At 71.3% G+C, this 18582-nt stretch carries 18 protein-coding genes and 1 tRNA gene; 8 read left to right on the top strand and 11 right to left on the bottom strand.

Translation table 11 applies throughout. The annotated features are described in order from the left end of the window. Window position 1 precedes the first annotated feature (1 nt). Both AB0E62_RS18870 and AB0E62_RS18865 read right to left on the bottom strand, forming a co-directional pair. Window positions 2-739, bottom strand: a complete 738-nt coding sequence (locus AB0E62_RS18870; protein WP_362194416.1) for an ABC transporter ATP-binding protein — start codon at window positions 737-739, stop codon at window positions 2-4. Then, a complete protein-coding gene (locus tag AB0E62_RS18865) occupies window positions 736-1575 on the bottom strand; it encodes an ABC transporter permease subunit (protein WP_362194413.1) in 840 nt (279 codons plus the stop codon). The genes AB0E62_RS18870 and AB0E62_RS18865 overlap by 4 nt, the downstream gene beginning before the upstream one ends. 167 nt (window positions 1576-1742) lie before the next feature. Between AB0E62_RS18865 and AB0E62_RS18860 the strand changes: the two genes are divergently transcribed. Next, complete coding sequence (locus tag AB0E62_RS18860; RefSeq protein ID WP_362194410.1) at window positions 1743-2315, top strand: XRE family transcriptional regulator; 573 nt, start codon at window positions 1743-1745, stop codon at window positions 2313-2315. Window positions 2316-2352: 37 nt separating this feature from the next. After that, window positions 2353-3069, top strand: coding sequence for a class I SAM-dependent methyltransferase (locus AB0E62_RS18855; RefSeq protein WP_362194407.1), 717 nt, complete (start codon window positions 2353-2355; stop codon window positions 3067-3069). Between the two features lie 126 nt (window positions 3070-3195). Here AB0E62_RS18855 and AB0E62_RS18850 read toward each other — a convergent pair whose 3' ends face one another. The 5 genes from AB0E62_RS18850 to AB0E62_RS18830 form a co-directional block, all read right to left on the bottom strand. After that, window positions 3196-4113 (bottom strand): carbohydrate ABC transporter permease, encoded by a 918-nt coding sequence (locus tag AB0E62_RS18850; protein WP_362194404.1) that lies wholly within the window; start codon window positions 4111-4113, stop codon window positions 3196-3198. A 2-nt stretch (window positions 4114-4115) separates the two neighbouring features. Then, window positions 4116-5009, bottom strand: coding sequence for a sugar ABC transporter permease (locus AB0E62_RS18845; protein ID WP_362194401.1), 894 nt, complete (start codon window positions 5007-5009; stop codon window positions 4116-4118). Between the two features lie 160 nt (window positions 5010-5169). Continuing rightward, on the bottom strand, window positions 5170-6486 hold the full coding sequence (locus AB0E62_RS18840; RefSeq protein WP_362194398.1) for an extracellular solute-binding protein: 1317 nt from the start codon (window positions 6484-6486) through the stop codon (window positions 5170-5172). Window positions 6487-6527: 41 nt separating this feature from the next. Continuing rightward, window positions 6528-8264: an alpha-glucosidase gene (locus tag AB0E62_RS18835; protein WP_362194396.1), complete on the bottom strand. Its 1737-nt coding sequence runs from the start codon at window positions 8262-8264 to the stop codon at window positions 6528-6530. A gap of 99 nt (window positions 8265-8363) precedes the next feature. Next, entirely contained in the window at window positions 8364-9545 is a 1182-nt protein-coding gene (locus tag AB0E62_RS18830; protein WP_362194393.1) for an ROK family protein, read from the bottom strand. Between the two features lie 707 nt (window positions 9546-10252). On the opposite strand from AB0E62_RS18830, the gene AB0E62_RS18825 reads away from it, so the two are divergent. The 3 genes from AB0E62_RS18825 (at window position 10253) to AB0E62_RS18815 (ending at window position 13965) form a co-directional block, all read left to right on the top strand. After that, window positions 10253-12475 carry a glycoside hydrolase family 66 protein gene (locus AB0E62_RS18825; RefSeq protein ID WP_362194390.1) on the top strand — a complete coding sequence of 741 codons (2223 nt, stop codon included), beginning with the start codon at window positions 10253-10255 and terminating at the stop codon, window positions 12473-12475. A 213-nt stretch (window positions 12476-12688) separates the two neighbouring features. After that, window positions 12689-13345 (top strand): lytic polysaccharide monooxygenase auxiliary activity family 9 protein, encoded by a 657-nt coding sequence (locus AB0E62_RS18820; RefSeq protein WP_362194387.1) that lies wholly within the window; start codon window positions 12689-12691, stop codon window positions 13343-13345. 197 nt (window positions 13346-13542) lie between these two features. Continuing rightward, window positions 13543-13965: a DoxX family membrane protein gene (locus AB0E62_RS18815; protein ID WP_362194384.1), complete on the top strand. Its 423-nt coding sequence runs from the start codon at window positions 13543-13545 to the stop codon at window positions 13963-13965. Between the two features lie 70 nt (window positions 13966-14035). On the opposite strand, the gene AB0E62_RS18810 is transcribed toward AB0E62_RS18815, so the two are convergent. Together AB0E62_RS18810 and AB0E62_RS18805 are read right to left on the bottom strand one after the other, a co-directional pair. Further along, window positions 14036-14109: transfer RNA gene (locus tag AB0E62_RS18810), tRNA-Pro, on the bottom strand. A gap of 44 nt (window positions 14110-14153) precedes the next feature. After that, a complete protein-coding gene (locus AB0E62_RS18805; RefSeq protein WP_362194381.1) occupies window positions 14154-14399 on the bottom strand; it encodes a hypothetical protein in 246 nt (81 codons plus the stop codon). A 134-nt stretch (window positions 14400-14533) separates the two neighbouring features. On the opposite strand from AB0E62_RS18805, the gene AB0E62_RS18800 reads away from it, so the two are divergent. The 3 genes from AB0E62_RS18800 (at window position 14534) to AB0E62_RS18790 (ending at window position 17231) form a co-directional block, all read left to right on the top strand. After that, a complete protein-coding gene (locus AB0E62_RS18800; protein ID WP_362194378.1) occupies window positions 14534-14878 on the top strand; it encodes a cupin domain-containing protein in 345 nt (114 codons plus the stop codon). 114 nt (window positions 14879-14992) lie between these two features. Further along, window positions 14993-16144 (top strand): Gfo/Idh/MocA family oxidoreductase, encoded by a 1152-nt coding sequence (locus AB0E62_RS18795; protein ID WP_362194374.1) that lies wholly within the window; start codon window positions 14993-14995, stop codon window positions 16142-16144. Between the two features lie 82 nt (window positions 16145-16226). Beyond that, a complete protein-coding gene (locus AB0E62_RS18790; protein ID WP_362194371.1) occupies window positions 16227-17231 on the top strand; it encodes a Gfo/Idh/MocA family oxidoreductase in 1005 nt (334 codons plus the stop codon). Window positions 17232-17264: 33 nt separating this feature from the next. Here the strand turns inward: AB0E62_RS18790 and AB0E62_RS18785 are convergent, their stop codons facing one another. Together AB0E62_RS18785 and AB0E62_RS18780 are read right to left on the bottom strand one after the other, a co-directional pair. Next, window positions 17265-17459 carry a hypothetical protein gene (locus AB0E62_RS18785; protein ID WP_362194368.1) on the bottom strand — a complete coding sequence of 65 codons (195 nt, stop codon included), beginning with the start codon at window positions 17457-17459 and terminating at the stop codon, window positions 17265-17267. 120 nt (window positions 17460-17579) lie between these two features. Then, window positions 17580-18482, bottom strand: coding sequence for a sugar phosphate isomerase/epimerase (locus AB0E62_RS18780; RefSeq protein ID WP_362194365.1), 903 nt, complete (start codon window positions 18480-18482; stop codon window positions 17580-17582). Between the last annotated feature and the right edge of the window lie 100 nt (window positions 18483-18582).

Raw genomic sequence — 18582 nt, 5'->3', positions numbered from 1 at the left:
CTCAGAGGTCGGTGCCGAGTTGGGCGACGATGCGCTGGTGCAGGGGGTGGGAGGAGGTGCTCGGGAGCGCGGCGGAGGCCTCGTCCACCCGGTGGTCGGCGATCACCCGTCCCGGGTCCGCCGCCATGACGATCACCCGCTGGGACAGGATGAGGGCCTCGTCCACGTCGTGGGTGACGAAGACGACGGTGGTGCCGGTGCGCTGCCACAGCCGTGCCAGCAGCCGCTGCATGCGCGTCCGGGTGAGGGCGTCGAGCGCGCCGAACGGCTCGTCCATCAGCAGGACCCGGGGTTCGGCCGCCAGGGCCCGGGCGAGCGCGACGCGTTGCCGCATGCCGCCGGACAGCTGGGCCGGGTACTTCTCGGCGGCGTCCGCGAGGCCGACCGCGTCCAGTGACTCCAGGGCGCGGACGCGGCGCGCGGCGCGGGACAGGCCGAAGCGTTTGAGGGCGAACTCGACGTTGCCGCGCGCGGTGAACCAGGGCAGCAGTGCGTAGTGCTGGAACACCACGCCCCGGTCGGGGCCCGGGCCGGTGACCGGCGTGCCGTCCATCAGGACACGCCCGGAACTCGGCGTCACGAACCCCGCGATCGTGCCCAGCAGCGTGGACTTGCCGCAGCCCGTCGGGCCGAGGAGGGAGGTGAAGGAGCCTGCCGTGAACTCCAGATCGGTGGTGGTGACGGCGCGTCGGCCGTCGTAGTCGACCGTGACTGCGTCGAGTCGGACGAGGGTGCTCATGCGCTGCTGCTCCAGTGGACGAGGCGGCGGCCGGCCGTGCTGATCAGCGCGTCGGCGAGGAGGCCGAGCAGACCGAGTTCGATCAGTCCGACGAACATGTGGTCGGTGCGCAGGAACTGGCCGTCGACCTGGAGGCGGTAGGCGATGCCGCTCTGCGCGCCGCCCAGTTCGGCGGCGACCAGGGCGAGGACGGCCAGTGAGGCGCCGTACCGCAGTGCCGCGACGACCGAGGGCGCGGCGGCCGGCAGCAGGACCTCGGTCAGCCTGCGCCAGGACGGTACGCCGAGGGTGCGGGCCGCGCGGAGGTAGTCGGCGGGGATGCGCGCGACGCCGTCATGGACGTACAGCCATACGGCCAGGAACACGGCGTAGGCGATGACCAGGTGTTTGGCCCGCTCGCCGATCCCGAACCAGGTGGTGACCAGCGGGACGAGGGCGATGGCCGGGATCGGGCGCAGGAACGACATCACGGGGCCGACCAGGGACGCGACCCGCGGGTGGTGTCCGGTGAGGAACCCGAGCGCCGTCCCGGCCGCCGCCCCGGCCGCGAAGCCCTGTCCGGCGCGCGCCAGGCTGGCCCGCAGGTCGGCGGCCATCGTGCCGTCGGCGGCCATCGCCCGCGCGGCGCGCAGGGTCTGCCAGGGGGTGGGGACGAGTCCCGCGCCGAGCACGCCGGCCCGGGCCGCCGCCCACCACAGGACGAGGACGAGGACCGCGGCGGTGAGCGGTGTCCCGGCGGCGCCGAGGCCTTTCGTGATCCGGCGTCCGGGCGGGCGGGCCGGCGCGGCTTTCTCCGGGGACCGGGCCGGCCGGGCCGGGGGTGCTGTGCGAGCCATGGTGCGGCACCTCATGACGGGTCTCCGGGTCTCCCCGGAACGGGCGTTATTGATGTGGTCAATAATTCGCGTGGTTTATTGCCGCAGCGTGTCGGCGGCATAAAGGCTCATCCGGGCCTCTCGCCCCACTCCCCCGCCCTGCCGCACCCCTGCGCTACCGTCGAACCGTGCGCCGACCCGACCCGACCCCCGAGGCCCTGGCCGTGGGCTCCGTGATCCGAGGGCACCGCAAGCGCCTCGGCGTCCCGATGGCCGAACTCGCCGCCCGCTCGGGGCTGTCCCAGCCCTTCCTCAGCCAGCTGGAACGCGGCCTGACCACTCCGAGCCTCGCCTCCATCTACAAGATCGCCGACGCTCTGGGCCTGCCCCCGGGCATCTTCCTGCGCCCCTCCGGCACCTCCGGCGCCGTGGCCCACGAGGCGGATCCCCAGGTCATCCGGGTCACCGAGGGCACCGGACAGTTCGCCCGGGTCCTCGTCCCCGGCGGGCAGAGCGACGTCATGGAGGCGTACGAGCAGCACTTCACGCCCGGCCAGGGCGAACGCGGGTGGTTCGAGCACACCGGGGAGGACTTCGTCTACGTGCTCGAGGGCGAGGTCGACCTGGAACTGCGCGGGCAGGAACCGATCCGGCTGAGGGCCGGCCAGAGCGCCCATCACCGCGGCGACGTCCCCCACCGCTGCCGCCTGGTCGGCGATCAGCCCGCACGCACGCTTCTCGTCGTCGCCCTGGGACGCTGAGCGTGCGTGCGTCCCTCAGTCCGAAGGAGTGTGCCCGGTGAACTCGATCGCGCGAGCGGACGGAGCCACGGACCGGGGGCCGGAGCGGGTGGCCGCCGTACGCCGCCGGCTCAGCCGGCACGGGCCGCCGCGGCGGCCCGACGGCGCTCCGGACTTCGCCACCGTCACGCTGCCGGAGCCGGACTGTGATCAGGTCCGCGACCTCCTGGTGGCAGAAGGCGTCGGCACGGTCGTCGAGATCGGGCTCGCCTATGCCGGCTCGGCGCTGGCGATCGGCGAGGCGCTGCTGCGCACCGGGGCACGCGACCCGCGGCATGTGGTGATCGACCCGTTCCAGTACACGGCGTACGACGGTGTCGGGTGGGAACTGCTGTGCGCGGCCGGCCTGGACGGCGTCGCCGAGCTGGTGACCGAACCGTCGCAGCGCTTCCTGGCCCGGCTGGCCGGCGCGGGCTTCGTCGCGGACGCGGCCTTCGTGGACGGCAGTCACCACTTCCACAACGTGTTCGTCGACCTCCACTTCCTGGGCGAGATCGTCCGGCCGGGCGGCGTCGTGCTGCTCGACGACCTCTGGTGGCCGTCGGTCAGCGCCGCCGTGGCGTACTTCGAGACCCATCTGGGGTGGCGTCCGGTACCGGGCGCTCTGGCCGACGGGACCACCGGTCCGGCCGGCGGCCGGCCGCGGACCGGCGCCTACCGGCTGCCCGGCCCGCGCCCGGCGCCCGACTTCAGGGAGTTCCGGCCGTTCTGCTGATCCCGGCGCCCGCTCACCCCGGCCGCGGAAGTTCCCCGTCGGGTGACGGGGGCGCGGGTCAGCCCCGGATCCGGCGGCGGGGCTGGTGCGTGCCGGATCCGGGGCCGTACGGGGTCCCTGGCGGGATTACTTCACGGCTCCGGCGGTGACACCGCGGGTGAGGGAGCGCTGGAAGAGGAGGAAGAAGACGACCATGGGGATGACGCCGAGGAGGGCGGCGGCGCTCATGGCGGTGGGGTCGCTGGTGTACTGGCCCTGCATGACGGACAGGCCGAGGGGGACGGTCTGGTTGTCGTTGGAGATGAGCAGGACGAGGGGGTAGAGGAATTCGTTCCAGCTCCAGACGAAGAAGAAGACGCACATCACCGACAGGGTGGGCCAGCTCATCGGCAGGATGATGCGCCACAGGATGGTCCAGCGGCCGGCGCCGTCGAGGGAGGCGGCCTCGATGAGTTCCTTGGGGAAGCCGGCGAAGACGGAGGAGAGCAGGTAGGTGCCGAACGCGCTGTAGGTGACGCCGACCAGGAGGGTGTAGCCGAGTTTCCCGTCGTACAGGCCCATCTCCTTGAACAGGTAGTAGACGGGGTAGACCAGGCCCTCCTGCGGCAGGACGTTGACGCCGAGGAAGAAGACGAGGAAGGCGGTGCGCCAGCGGATACGGCCGATACCGATGGCGTAGGCGTTGAAGAGGGCGACGACGACGGCGACGAGGACGACACCGAGGCTGATCTCGACGCTGTTGATCAGTTTCCGGGTGAAGTCGACGCGCTGCCACACATCGCCGATGACGGCCCAGTTCCAGTGCTCGGGCCAGGACAGTGAGCCGTGGGAGCGGTAATCGGCGCTGGTCTTGAAGGAGTTGAGCAGGATGATCGCGAACGGGGCGAGGAAGGCCAGGACGAAGACGGTGACGGCGGCCACGACGGCGTAGGAGCCGGCGCTTCGGCGCTTGCCGGCCGTTCGCCGTGTGCCGCGTGGGGGCGCCGCACGGCCGGGGGGTGCCGTCTTCTCCGTGCGGGGCATGGTGGTGGTGTCGGTGGTCATGGTCATCCGTCCTCGCGGGCCTGGCGGGAGAGCATCGTCCCGGCGATGACCAGCACGAGCAGGGTGATGGTGCTGGAGATCGCGGATCCGTAGCCGACGTCGGCGCGTTCGAAGAAGTTCTGGTAGGCGAAGTAGGCGGGGACGAGCGTGGAGTTGCCGGGGCCGCCGCCGGTGAGGACGAAGATCTGGGCGAAGACCTTCAGGCCGGCGATGGTGGTGGTGACCAGGACGACGTAGACCTCGGGCCGCAGGACGGGCACGGTGATGCGGGTGAAGCGCTGCCACCAGTCGGCTCCGTCGAGGGAGGCCGCTTCGTGGAGTTCGGGGTCGATGCGCTGCAGGCCGGACAGGAAGAGCACCAGGGGGTAGCCGAGTTGCATCCAGACCAGGACGCCGAGGACGACCCAGAGGGCGAGGTCGGGGTCGCCGAGCCAGTTCTCGGCCAGGGAACCGAGGCCGATCTTGCCCAGGAGGCTGTTGACGGCGCCTTCGGGTGCGAGGATCCATCCCCACATCAGGCCGGTCACGGCGACGGGGATGACCTGGGGGAGGTAGAGGCCGGAGCGGAAGACGCCGACGAGTGTGTCACCGTGCTTCTTGCCGATGTGGTCGAAGAGCAGGGAGGCCAGGAACAGGCCGAGCAGGGTGGGGACGACGGCGATGCCGACGATGACGAAGGCGATGTTGCGGAACGAGGCCCAGAAGTCGGCGTCCTGGTAGAGGCGGGTGTAGTTGTCGAGGCCGGTGAAGGCGGGATCACCGATGCCCTGCCAGGTGGTGAGGCTGTAGTAGAAGGTCATCACCAGCGGGACGACGAGGAAGATCAGGCTCAGCAGTAGGCCCGGTGCGAGGAAGAGGGCGTATCCCGTGGACCGCGGGTGACGTTTGCTTTTCACTGTGGCTCCTAGGTGGGCGGGACGGCGGCCCGGCGGGCCGGGGCGCCGTCCCCGGGGCGACACGGCGTCCGGCCGGCGGCCTGGCCCTGGGCGGGCCGGACCGTCGTTGCCGTGACGGCGGAGGCTCGGCCGTCGGACGGGGATCCGTGGCCGGGCGGGCTCAGTGCCGGGACGCGGTGTACTTCTCGTAGGGCGCGGCGAGCTGGTCGAGGACGGCGTCGGGCTTGCCGCCGTTCATGAGGTTCTGCGTGGCGGCCAGCCAGGTGTCGAAGTAGCCGGCGACGGGCCAGTCGGGATAGAAGGCCAGGCCACCACTCTTCTGGTCCTGGTCGAAGGCGTTGATGAGCTGCCGGGACTTGGGGTTGGTGATCTCGTCGGGCCCGACGGCGAGGGGGACGTTGCCCTCTTCGCCGATGAGCTTCTGGATCTTGGGCGACATGGTGATGTCGATGAAGTCCTCGGCGAGCTTCTTGTTCTTGGCCCGGGTGGGAACGACCCAGTTGTTGCCGCCGGCGCCGAGGGTGGCCTTGCTGCCCGGGTAGGGGGCGGTGGACCACCGGAAGTCCTTGACGTCGGTGGTCAGGCCGCCGAACCACCAGTTGCCGCCGACCATGACGGGCCGCTTCTGGGAGACGAACTGCTCGGTCATGTCGGTGCCCTTGAGGCCGACGTCCTTCTTGTCGAAGTACCCCTTGTCGACCCACTCCTTGAACTTGCCGACGGCGTAGGTCATCTCGGGGCCGTGGAAGTCGACCTTGCCCTGGTACCGCTGGTAGTCGTCGACCCACTTCCGGTCGGCCTTGGACAGGGCGAGCAGGTAGAGCCAGTGCATGGCGGGGTGGTCGTTGCCGGCGCCCGCGAGCGGGGTGACGCCGGCGGCCTTGAACTCGGCGAGCGCGGCTTCGAAGCCGGCGAAGTCGGTGGGCTTGGCGACGTGGTACTTCTTGAAGAGGTCGTCGTTGTAGTAGGCGAGGACGAACTCGCCGTAGTTGGGCACGCCGTACCACGTGTCGCCGCCCATCTCGCCGTTCTTGTCGTAGCGGGCGGTGACGGAGGCGCTGTCGCTGATCTTCTTGTCCCAGCCGTGGGCCTTGACGACCGGGGTGAGGTCGGTGAGCAGGCCCTGCTTGGCGAGCAGGCCGGTGGTGGCGTTGCCCTTGTTGTACTCCATGACGTCGGGCGCCTTGTCGGAGTTGAGGATCATGCCGGCGTTCTGCTGGATCTGGTCGAACGTCTTCTGTTCGAAGATCACCTTCACGCCCGGGTGGCTGTTCTTGAACTCGGTGACGGCCGCGGCCCATGCCTTGCCCAGTGCGCCGTCCTTGTCCTCGTAGTGCCACAGCCGCAGGGTCTTGCCGTCGCCGGCCGCGGAGCCGGAGCCGCCGCAGGCGGTCAGCGGGGCCAGCAGGGCCAGCGCGGACACGGCCAGCAGCAGCGGTCTCCTGCGCAGGGAGAAGCGGGTGCGCGGGTTGTTCATGGCAGTTGTTTCCTCGCGTGCGGTGCGTCGGGGCGGGTGGGTCAGACGGTGCGGCGGCGATGGGCGCGGGCTTCCCACGGCTGCAGGGTGTGCGGGCTCGTGAGGGGTGGGGTGGCGGGAACGTTCGCGATGAGCAGCTCGGTGCCTTCCCAGCCGTCGGGAAGGTGGACGGTGAGGTCGCCGGCGCTGAAGTTGGCCAGGACGAGCAGTTCGGTGCCCGTGCCCGCGTCGTGGCGGGTGAAGGCGTAGAGCTGTTCGTGCTCGGGGTGGAGCATGCGGAAGTCGCCGTGGGTGAGGGCGGGTTCGGTGTGCCGCAGGGCGATCAGGCGGCGGTAGTAGTGGAAGACGGAGTCGGGATCGGCCAGTTGCGCCTTGGCGTTGACCTCGGTGTGGTCGGGATTGACCGGGATCCACGGGGTGCCGGCGGTGAAGCCGGCGTGTCCGGTGGCGTCCCACTGCATGGGGGTTCGGGCGTTGTCCCGGCTGCGGCGCCGCAGGCCGTCGAGGATCCGCTGCTCGTCGGTGCCGGCGGCGAGCTGGTCGCGGTAGTGGTTGAGGGACTCGATGTCACGGAAGTCGTCGACGGACGCGAACGGCGCGTTGGCCATGGCGAGTTCCTCGCCCTGGTAGACGTACGGGGTGCCGCGGTGCAGGTGCAGGACGGTGGCCAGCATCTTCGCGGACCGGTAGCGGTGGAACGGCGAGTCGTCGCCGAAGCGGGAGACCACACGCGGCTGGTCGTGGTTGTTCCAGTACAGGCTGTTCCAGCCGGTCTCGCCCAGGCCCGTCTGCCAGCGGCCGAGGCTGGCCTTGAGGTCGGTCAGCTTCAGGGGACGTATGTCGAACTTGCCGCCGGGGCCGTGATCGAGGCCGACGTGCTCGAACTGGAAGACCATGTCGAGTTCGCGGCGGGCGGGATCGGTGAAGAGCTTCGCCTCCTCCACCGTGACGCCGGGCATCTCCCCGACGGTGAGCAGGCGGCGCGGGTAGTCGGCGAAGACCTCGCGGTGCATCTCGGCGAGGTAGTCGTGGACGCGGGGCCCGCACACGTAGGACGGGCTTCCGTCGCCGTAGCGGGCGCCTTCGGGGACGATGCCGTCGGGCAGGGCCGGGTCCTTGGAGATCAGGTTGATGACGTCCATGCGGAAGCCGTCGACGCCCCGCTGAAGCCACCAGCGCATCATCGCGTGCACGGCCTGGCGGACTTCGGGGTTGTCCCAGTTCAGGTCGGGCTGCTTGCGGGAGAACAAGTGCAGGTAGTACTCGCCGCTGGCGGTGTCGTACGTCCATGCGGGGCCGGAGAAGAACGAGCCCCAGTTGTTGGGCTCCGCGCCCGGAGTCCCTGGTTCCATGCCCTGTCGGGCGGGGCGCCAGATGTACCAGTCTCGCTGCGGGCCGTCCGGGCCGCCGTCACGGGAGGCGGTGAACCAGGGGTGCTCGTCGCTGGTGTGGTTGACGACCAGGTCCATGACGAGCTTCATGCCGCGTTCGTGAACGGAGGCCAGGAGCCGGTCGAAGTCGGCGAGGGTGCCGAAGATCGGGTCGATGTCCTGGTAGTCGCTGATGTCGTAGCCGTTGTCGTCGTGCGGGGAGGGGTAGACCGGGGAGAGCCACAGCACGTCGACGCCGAGTTCGGACAGGTAGTCGAGGCGTTCGGTGATGCCCTGCAGGTCGCCGATGCCGTCCGCGTTCGAGTCGGCGAAGCTGCGCGGGTATATCTGGTAGACCACCGCGTTGCTCCACCATGCGTCGGCAGGGCTGGGCGCGTTTTCGGGCACGTCAAATCCTCATCGTGGGTCGAGGGCTGTTCGCCGGGAGGTGTCGGGGCTGGATGGCCCGGCCGGCCGGTTCGCCGGCTGTCGCGGGCGGGGCGGGCGTCAGGAGAGGGCGGCGCCGACGGCTTCGCGGATGACGAGGCAGGCGGCGCCGCGGGCCCACAGGTCGTGGGTGACCGGGTCGACGTGGATGTCGCAGTCGCGGGCGGCGGTGGAGAAGGCGTGGGCCTGAAGGGCGTCGTTCAGGGCGGGGCCGAAGAGGTCGTGGGCCACCGCGCCCTCCCCGGCGAGGATGATCTTCTGCAGGTTGAGCAGGTTGCACATGCCGGCCAGTCCCCGGCCGAGCGCGGTGCCCGCCTCGGCGAAGGCGGAGCGGGCGACGGTCCGCGCCGAGCCGCTTCCCGAGCGGGCGATGTCCATGGCCTCGGTGATGGTGGCGCAGGGCACTCCGGCGTCCTGGAGGTGGCGCAGGACCGCCCGGTCGCCGGCGAGGGCCTCCAGGCAGCCGCGGCGGCCGCAGCTGCACATCGGGCCCGCGGGGTCCAGGGGCAGGTGGCCCAGTTCTCCGGCCAGTCCGGTCGCGCCGGAGAAGAGGGCGCCGTCGAGGAGCAGGCCGCAGCCGATGCCGGGTCCGACGGTGACGACGGCGAAGGAGTCGACGTCCCGGCCCTGCCCGAACCAGCGCTCCGCCACCACGAGGGTGTTGACGTCGTTGTTCACCACGACCGGCAGCCCGGTGGCCTCGCGCAGCGGACCGGCCACGTCGACCTTGTTCCAGTCCAGCAGGGCGGAGTAGCGGCACACTCCGGCGGCGGAGTCGACGTGGCCGCTGACGCCGACGCCCAGGCCCAGCACCCGGTCCGCCGCCTCGGGGGCCTGGTCCAGGAGGCGCAGGGTCAGCGCCGCGGCGGCGGACAGGGCCGTCTCCGGGGTACGGTCGGCGATGGGCTCCTCGATGCGGGCGAGGACGTTGGCGGCCATGTCGGTGACCACGCCGGACACCTGCGCGGGCCCGATCTTGATGCCGGCCACGATGTGTTTGTCGGGGTTGACGTGCAGCATCTTCTGCGGCCGGCCCCGCCCGTTCGGGGCGGCGTCGCTCTCGTGGAGATATCCGTGCTCCAGCAGCGGGGGAAGCATGCGGGTGACGCTGGAGGGCACCAGGCCCAGTCGCTGGGCGAGCTGGGTGCGCGACAGGGGACCGGAGGTCAGCACGGTGGCGAAGATCTCCGCGCGGGTCTGTTCGCTGACGAGGTCCGAGAACCGGACCGGTGAGGGGCTCATCCCTGGTGTCTCCAGACGTGGGTGACGACGGGTCAGTACAGGTCGGTACAGCAGTCCAGTGCCATCGAACCGCTGTCGCCGGCCCTGCGCGGCACAACGCGGAGGTTCCCGCCCCGCGCGAGACGGTCACGGCGGCCCGGTGGCGCCCCGCCTCCCGCTCCGGGCGTCCCGCCTCCCGCTCCGGGAGCGGCACCGGAGATCAGGATCCGTCTGGAGAGCGCCATGCGTGTCCCCCGGAGTGTTCGACAGGGCCGGTACGACTCGACCGGTTGCCTGCGGATGACGGGAGTGTGTCCCCCCACGTTTTCATGCGTCAAGAAAGAAAAAGACGCGTTATCGAACTGTGACAGGCGCCCGCAGCCCCGCATGTACCGGTTCGTCCAGGGGGACGCGAGGAGCGCGGGCGACGCCAGGCGATGAATCTCGCCCATTTCGTTGACACGGAGAAGAAATAGCGGGACGTTAACCGGCGACCGCACCGCGGTACACCGCATCGGCGGTCACCCCTTCCGCGCCAGGGGCGCGGTGTGCGTGCGGCATCCGCACGCACCCGTACACCACCCCCGGCCCTGCCCAGCGGCCGCCGCCGAACCCGCGGCTCACCGCCGACGCCCCCGTCCCCACGGTTCGCTCCGGAACGTCCGCCCCCGCGGTTTCTCCGGTGGCCGGGGTGTGCGCGGGCGCCGCCTTCCCCCGAGCGAGGAGATATGACAGGAGCACGACAAAACAGAGCGCGGCGTACGGCACTGGCCGCCGGCCTGGTGCTGGCCGCTTCAGGGCTGGCGTTCGTGCCGGCCTCCCCGGCATCCGCCGCCACCGTCAGCGACGCCTGGACCGACGCGTCCCGCTACGCGCCCGGCCAGCAAGCCACGGTGACCGCGCAGGTCGACGGCAGCGGCCCGGTGACCTTCACGCTCACCCACCTCGGTGACGTCGTGAAGACCGGCACCGTGCAGGCCGACGGCAGCGGACGGGCCGTGTGGAAGGTGACGCCGCCGTCCACGGACTTCCAGGGCTACCTCGTCGAGATCCAGGCCGGCGCCAGCCGGACCCAGACGGCGATCGACGTCTCCTCCACCTGGACCCGCTTCCCCCGGTTCGGATTCCTGGCCTACTACGGCACGAACATCTCCGCCGACGACGCCAAGGGCGACATCGCCGAGCTCTCCCAGCGCTACCACATCAACGCGCTGCAGTACTACGACTGGCTGTGGAAGCACGAGAAGCCCGTCAAGCACGACGGATCCGGCGTCGCCGGCACCTGGACCGCGTGGAACGGCGACACCCTCAGCTCCGCCACCATCCGCACCTACATCGACGCCGAGCACGGCCGCGGCATGGCCGCCATGCCGTACCAGATGTCGTACGCGGCCCTCAACGACTACGACACATCCCAGGTCAGCCCGGACTGGCGGCTGTTCAACAGTCCCGGCGGCACCGACGAGTGGTACTACCCGATGCTGCCCAACCAGATCCTGCACCTGATGAACCCCGAGAACACCGGCTGGCAGAACTACATCGTCGGCCAGTACCAGGACTCGGTGAACTCCATGGGCTTCGACGGCGCCCACCTGGACCAGATCGGCTACTGGTCGGAGAAGTACGACAAGGCCGGCAACAAGGTCAACCGGCCAGGCGGCTTCGCCCAGCTGACCAACAGGACCAAGCAGGCACTGCCCGCGGGCCGCAACGCGGTCGGCTTCAACGCCGTCGACGGCTACGGCGACGCCGAACTGGCCAAGTCCGACGCCGACTACCTCTACACCGAGCTGTGGTCGAACTACGAGACCAACTCCTCGGTCAAGGACTACCTCGAGCGTCAGCGCCAGGCGTCCGGCGGCAAACCGCACATCACCCCCGCCTACATGAACCGCCCGGGCACCCCCGACTCCGGCACCCCGAACAACAACTCCGTCTTCGACACCACCTCGGTACAGCTGGCCAACGCCATGTTCGCCGCCAACGGCGCCAATCACCTCGAGCTCGGCCCCAACGACCACATGCTCAACACCGAGTACTTCCTCAACAAGGACAAAAGCATGTCCGCCGGGCTCAAGGCGTGGGAGAAGACGTACTACGACGTCATCACCGGCTACGAGAACCTCTTCTACGGCCCCGACCTGCACACCGCGTCCAACAAGACCGTCGTCGACGGCGTGATCACCTCCACCGACGGCTCCGGCAACACCGTGTGGACCAACGCCATGCGCAACGGCGACACCGATGTCCTGCACCTGATCAACCTGCTCGGCAACGACGGCAAGTGGCGCGACGCCGGCACCGCCACCCCGCCCGTCAAGACCGACGTGCCCGTCAAGTACTACCTGCGCGACGGACAGCAGGCCCCGGCAGCCCTCCGCGTCGGCAGCCCCGACCGCGACGGCGGCCGCTCGGCGAACCTGCCCTTCACCACAGGCAGCGACTCCTCGGGCACCTACCTGAAGTTCACCGTCCCCGAACTGAAGAACTGGGACTTCGTCTACTTCGACCACACCGCCAACACCGACGACCCCGGCAACGGCGGCACCGATCCGGGCAACGGCGGCGGCACCGGCACGCAGCTCGTCAACGCGGGCGGCAAGTGCGCCGAGGCCAAGGACGGCGCCGGCGCCAACGGCACCCCCGCCCAGCTCGCCACCTGCGCCGGCACCGACCGGCAGAAGTGGACCCTGAACGGCACCGAGCTGCGCGTGCTGGGCAAGTGCCTGGACGTCGAGGGCGGCTACACCGCCAACGGCACCAAGGCCCACCTGTGGGACTGCGGCGGTTACGACAGCCAGAAGTGGGCCTTCCAGTCGAACGGCACCCTGAAGAACCTCAAGTCGGGACGCTGCCTCGACATCGAGAACCAGAGCACAGCGGACGGAGCCCGGCTCCACCTGTGGGACTGCGGGGGCTGGAACAGCCAGAAGTGGTCCCTGACCGGCTGAACCGGCCACGCACCCCTGCGTCCCGGCGGCACCGTACGGGCCCCGAGCCCGTACGGCCCCCCGTCCGCCCACGACGGCGCTCGCCCCGAAGCGGAAGGAGGTGAGCCGGCCCGGCACCTGAACCCCGGCAGCAGCCTCCCGATCACGCGCAAGGCGCAGACCGGCCGGCGCCCCCGGCCGGTGTCCTTTCCGACCCACGGAGGAAGACCCACCATGAACCGCACACCCACGACCGCGTCCCGCCGCACCGCGCTGGGCGCCGCCGCCCTCGCCACCACCCTGCTGGGCCTGCTGGCCCAGGCGCCGGCCGCCTCCGCCCACGGCACGGTCATCGCCCCGCAGACCCGCAACTACGGCTGCCTGCAGCGCTGGGGCTCCAGCGAGCCGAACGAGGCGCAGGACCCCATGTGCTACCGCACCTACCACGAGAACCCCAACGCGATCACCGCGTGGAAGGCCGTCTACGCCAACAACACCGGCGACAACTACCAGCAGGTCATCCCCAACGGCCGGATCTGCAGCGCCGGCGGCCAGGGCGAGACCGACTACGGAGCACTCGACCGCCCCGGACCGTGGATCACCAGCGCCCTCGGCTCCACCTTCACCGTCGACCTCTACGACGAGGCCCGGCACGGCGCCGACTGGCTGGAGATCTACGTCACCAGGCAGGGCTTCGACCCGACCACCCAGCTCATCGGCTGGAACGACCTCGACCAGGTCAAGAAGACCGGCCGCTACCCCTACCAGGCGCACTACACCACCGACGTCAGCACCTCCGGCTACAGCGGACGCCACGTCGTGGTGACCGTCTGGAAGGCATCGCACATGGACCAGAAGTACTTCCTGTGCAGCGACGTCGACTTCGGCTGAACCAGCCGGCCCGCACCCCGTAGTCTCCGCACGCCGGCCCCGCGAGCACGCCGCGCAAGCGCTCCTCGCGGGGCCTTCCCACCCGTCCGCCACCCGCAGCCCCCGCTGCACCGGTACCGGTTCGGAGGCACCTGATGTCCCACCGGGGAACGCCGCCCGCCCGCGTCCGCCGGACACCCCGTCACCGGTGCACGGCCGTGCTGCACCGGGCTGCCGGGCGGTACCGGCCCGGCAGCCTCACCGTCCTGCGCGTCAGCGTGGGTGTCGTCTACTGCTGGTTCGGCGTCCTCAAACTCTTCCCCGCCACCAGTCCCGCCGAGCACATCGCCCTCCAGACCATGACCAAGCTGACCGGCGGCCTGGTACCCGCCCAGGTGTCGCTGCCGCTGCTGGGCACCACCGAAGCCCTCATCGGCCTGGCCCTGATCTCCGGATTCCTCCTGCGCCCCGCTCTGGTGGCCTTCTACGCCCACATGAGCGGCGTGTTCTCCTCCCTGGTGCTGCTCCCCGACGCCATGTGGCACCACGGAGCCCCCACCCTGGACGGCCAGTACGTCCTGAAGAACCTCGTCCTGGTCACCGCCTGCCTGGCCGTCACCGCCGACGACCTCACCCGCTGAGCCTCCCAAAACGATCAAGGGCCGGTTTCGGATACCTCCGAAACCGGCCCTGACCTGCGACTCTCACGAGTCGGGACGACAGGATTTGAACCTGCGACCCCTTGACCCCCAGTCAAGTGCGCTACCAAGCTGCGCCACGTCCCGCCGCGGTCCCACGCGGGCGTCCCGCGTGATCACGCAGGTCAACATTACCGCACCTGGGCGGGTGCCCGTGTCGCCGCCGGTGTGCCGGGGGTCTCGGCCGTAAGGCCGGGGCGGCGGGCCGGGACCAGGAGGGCGGCGCCGGTCGCGGCCAGGCAGAGGAGGGCGGGCAGGGCCCAGCCATGGGTGCAGCCGGAGGCGTGCGGATGGTCGCCGGGATCACGGCGACGACCTTCGAGGACGACGCCCAGCGCGGACCGGGTGCCGGCCATCGCGCCGGACGGGGTGCGCACCGGCCGCTGACCCGGGGCACGAAGGCCCCGCCGCCACCACGCCCGCCCGCGCGACGAAGTGTCCCGTGACCGGCCCCGATGCCCCACACCCTGTCCACGGCACCGCGCCCCGCCCGCCCGCTAGGGTCGGCCGCATGACGCACAGCTTCGCGCTCCACATCCCCGACGCCGACCTCGGACCCGAGCCCCTGGACCCCGCGCAGATCGTCTCCGGGAGTCCGGAGGTGACCGGGAAAGTGGTCTGGGAGTCGCCGGACGGGCGGCAGCTCCGGGGCATCTGGCAGATCACCCCGGGCGTGGTCACGGACACGGAGGCCGACGAGCTGTTCGTGGTGATCAGCGGCTCGGCCACGATCGAGGTCCAGGACGGGCCGACGCTGCGGGTGGGCCCCGGCGACATGGCGGTGCTGCGCGCGGGCGACCGTACGCGGTGGACGGTGCACGAGACGCTGCGCAAGGCGTACGCCATCAGCCTCTGAGGTCTCCGAGGGAGCGCCGGGAGGGTTGACACGCCTCCATGTCCGGACAAAGGTGGCTCCGAGCCGGGACGGACCGTTCCGGGCGCCGGTCCCACGTTTCCGGGAGAGGCTGTCATGGTGGATGCGCTGGGTGTCGCCGTCATCGGGTTCGGCTGGATGGGCCGCGTGCACACCCGGGCGTACGCGCGGCTCCCCCACCACTACCCGGACCTCCCGCTGCGCCCCCGGCTGGTCACGGTCGCCGAGGAGGTACCGGGGCGGGCCGAGGAGGCCGCCGAGCGGTACGGGTTCGCCTCCGCGACCCGTGACTGGCGCGAGGTGGCCGCCGACCCGCGCGTGCGCGCGGTCAGCGTCACCGCGCCGAACTTCCTGCACCGCGAGATCGGTGTGACGCTGGCCGAGGCCGGCAAACACCTGTGGATCGAGAAGCCGGTGGGCCTGACGGCCGGGGACGCGCGCGCGGTCGCCGACGCGGTGGCGAGGGCCGGCGTACAGGGCACGGTCGGTTTCAACTACCGCAACGCGCCCGCCGTGGAGGCCGCCCGCGAGCTGATCGCCTCCGGCGGGATCGGCACCGTCACCCATGTGCGCATCCGCCTGTTCAGCGACTACGCGGCGGACCCGGACACCGCTCTCACCTGGCGTTACGAGCGGCGGCGCGGCGGCAGCGGGGTGCTCGGCGACCTGGCCTCGCACGGCGTGGACCTGGCCCGCTTCCTGTGCGGTGACCTCGCCTCCCTCGCCGCCGACACCGCGGTCTTCGTCCCGGAGCGCGCCCGCCCGCGCGGTGCGACGGCCGGCCATGCCCTGGCCCCGGGCGGTGAGCGCGGCCCGGTCGAGAACGAGGACTACGTCGGCTGTCTGCTCCGTTTCGCCTCCGGCGCCCGCGGCGTCCTGGAGGCCTGCCGGGTCTCGGTCGGCGAGCAGAACGCCTACGGTTTCGAGGTGCACGGCACCCGGGGCGCGGTGTTCTGGGACTTCCGGAGGATGAACGAGCTGGGCGTGAGCCGCGGCACCGGTTACCGGGACCAGCCGGTGAGCACCGTCCATGCCGGCCCGGGCGCCGGCGAGTTCGCCGCGTTCCAGCCGGGCGCGGCCCACGCGATGGGGTACGACGACCTGAAGGTGATCGAGGCCTTCCGGTTCGTACGGTCCATCGCCGAGGGCACGCCGTACGGCGCCACCCTCGCGGACGCGGTGCACAGCGCGCGGGCGCTGGAGGCGATGGCACGGTCCGCGCGGACCGGCCGCTGGGCCGGCCCGTAGGGAACGCGGAGGCGGCTCCCTGGGGGTGCCGGTGGCTCGTCGATGATGGTGCGAAGGGTTTGTAAGGACAAGAATGGGGCGCATGCGTATCGGAATCCTCGGTCTCGGCCGTATCGGCTCCTTCCACGCCGAGACCCTCCGCGGGCTCGACGCCGTCGAATCGCTCGTCGTCACCGACCCGTTCGCGGAGGCCGCCGAGCGCGCGGCGGAGCGGTTCGGCGCCGAGGTGGCCCCGTCGCCGCGGGCGCTGCTGGCGTCCGGGGTGGACGGCATCGTGGTGGCGGCGGCCACCGACGCCCACCCCGCGCTGATCCGGGCCGGCGTCGAGGCCGGTGTCCCGGTCTTCTGCGAGAAGCCCGTGGCCCGGACGATGCGCGAGGGCACCGAGGTCCTGGGAGTCGTCCGGGACGGTGGCGTGCCGGTCCAGATCGGTTACCACCGGCGCTTCGACGCGGGGTTCGCCGCCGCCCGGGCCGCCGTACGGGCCGGTGAGCTGGGCGCGCTGCACACCGTGCGGTGCACGACGCTGGATCCGGCGCCTCCGCCGGCCGCGTACATCGCCGCGTCCGGCGGCATCTTCCGGGACTGTGCCGTGCACGACTTCGACAGCGTCCGCTGGGTGACGGGCCGTGAGGTCACCGAGGTGTACGCGGTCGGCGGCAACCGGGGGGCCGGCCACATCAGGGCGGCGGGCGACGCCGACACCGCCGGCGCGCTGCTCACCCTGGACGACGGAACGGTCGCCGTGGTGTCCAACTCCCGGTACAACCGGCGGGGTTACGACGTGCGTATGGAACTGCACGGCTTCGCCGACTCGCTCGCCGTGGGCCTGGACGACCGGCTTCCGCTGCGCTCGGCCGAGCCCGGCACCGACTTCCCGCCGGGCCCGCCGCACGCCTTCTTCATGGACCGGTTCGCCGCCGCCTACCGCGCCGAACTCGCCGCGTTCACCGAGGTCGTGGCCGGTGCCCGGCCGTCCCCCTGCACCGTGGCGGACGCCCTGGAGGCCGGCTGGATCGCCGAGGCGTGCACCTTGTCCCTGCGCGAGCACCGGCCGGTGACGCTGGCGGAGGTGCGGTCGGCCTGAGCGGCGCGCGGGCGGTCCGCCGCCGGGCCCGGGTCAGCCGCAGTACCGGATCAGCCATTCGTCCGCGTGGTAGGTGTCCCGCGCCGGGTCCGGCCGGGTGGCCGGCCGCGTCTCGACCGTGTCCTCGGGGCGTATCCGCTCGGGCAGGCGGCCGAAGCGCTCGCGCCGGGTGACGGCCGCCTCGGCGGCGTCCCCGGGCGCGTCGTGGGTGTGCGTGCGGTGTGTCATGTCGTCCTCCCGTCCGGGCGGGCGTTCCCCGTTGTCAGTGGAACGCCCGGGTGTCCCGGTTGGTTCCCGGCCCGGCCGCGGCCGGATCCGCGGGGGCGCGGATCCGGCGCGTACGCCCGCTCAGGCGCCGCAGGAGCGCAGGAAGCGCCGGGTGCGGACGGCGATCGGGAGCGGCCGGTCCGGCTCGCACGGGTACATGTCCTGTTCGACGATCGCGAACAGGTCCACGCCCAGCCCCTGTGCCGCCCGCAGCACCGGTTCCAGTTCCGGGATCCCGGACGGCGGTTCGCACATCACCCCGCGCCGCACGGCGGGTCCGAACGGCAGTCCCTGCGCGACGACCTCGGCGAGGACGTCCGGATCGACCTGCTTGAGGTGCAGATAGCCGATGCGTTCGCCGTAGGTCTCGATCAGCTTGACGCTGTCCCCGCCGCAGTAGGCGTAGTGCCCGGTGTCCAGGCAGAGGCTCACCAGTGCGCTGTCGGTGGCGTCCAGGAAGCGGGTGACGTGGGCCTCGGTGTCGAGGTGGGTGTCGGCGTGCGGGTGGACGACGATGTCCAGGCCGTAGGTCTCCCGGACCCGCCGGCCGAGCCGTTCCATGCCCCGGGTCAGGTGCGTCCACTGTTCGGGGGTCAGCTCGGGCGGCTCCAGGATCTCGGCGGTCTTGTCGTCGCGCCAGAAGGAGGGGATCACGACCAGGTGCCGGGCGCCCATGGCCCGGGTGAGTGCGGCGACCCGGCCGACGTGGGCCCAGGTCTCCTCCCAGACGGCCGGGCCGCGGTGCAGGGCGGTGAAGACCGTGCCGGCCGAGACGCTCAGGTTCCGCCGGGCCAGTTCGTCGGTGAGCCGGGCCGGGTCGGTGGGGAGGTAGCCGTAGGGGCCGAGTTCGATCCAGTCGTAGCCCGCCTCGGACACCTCGTCGAGGAAGCGGTGCCAGGGGATCTGCCGCGGGTCGTCGGGGAACCAGACGCCCCAGGAGTCGGGGGCGGAGCCGACCCGGATGCGGTCGAGGGTCTCGGGCATGGTCAGCGGTCCTCTCCGGGGCGGCCGTCGCGGGCGGGACCCGCCGTCCCTCCTTTGTCAGGACATCATTTCACGAACGGGTCCGTGTGCAAGAGGGGTC

The sequence above is a fragment of the Streptomyces sp. NPDC038707 genome (genome assembly GCF_040636485.1).
Classification (GTDB): Bacteria; Actinomycetota; Actinomycetes; order Streptomycetales; family Streptomycetaceae; genus Streptomyces.
Note: the sequence above shows the minus strand (reverse complement) of the source record. Positions and strands in the feature narration are given on the sequence as shown.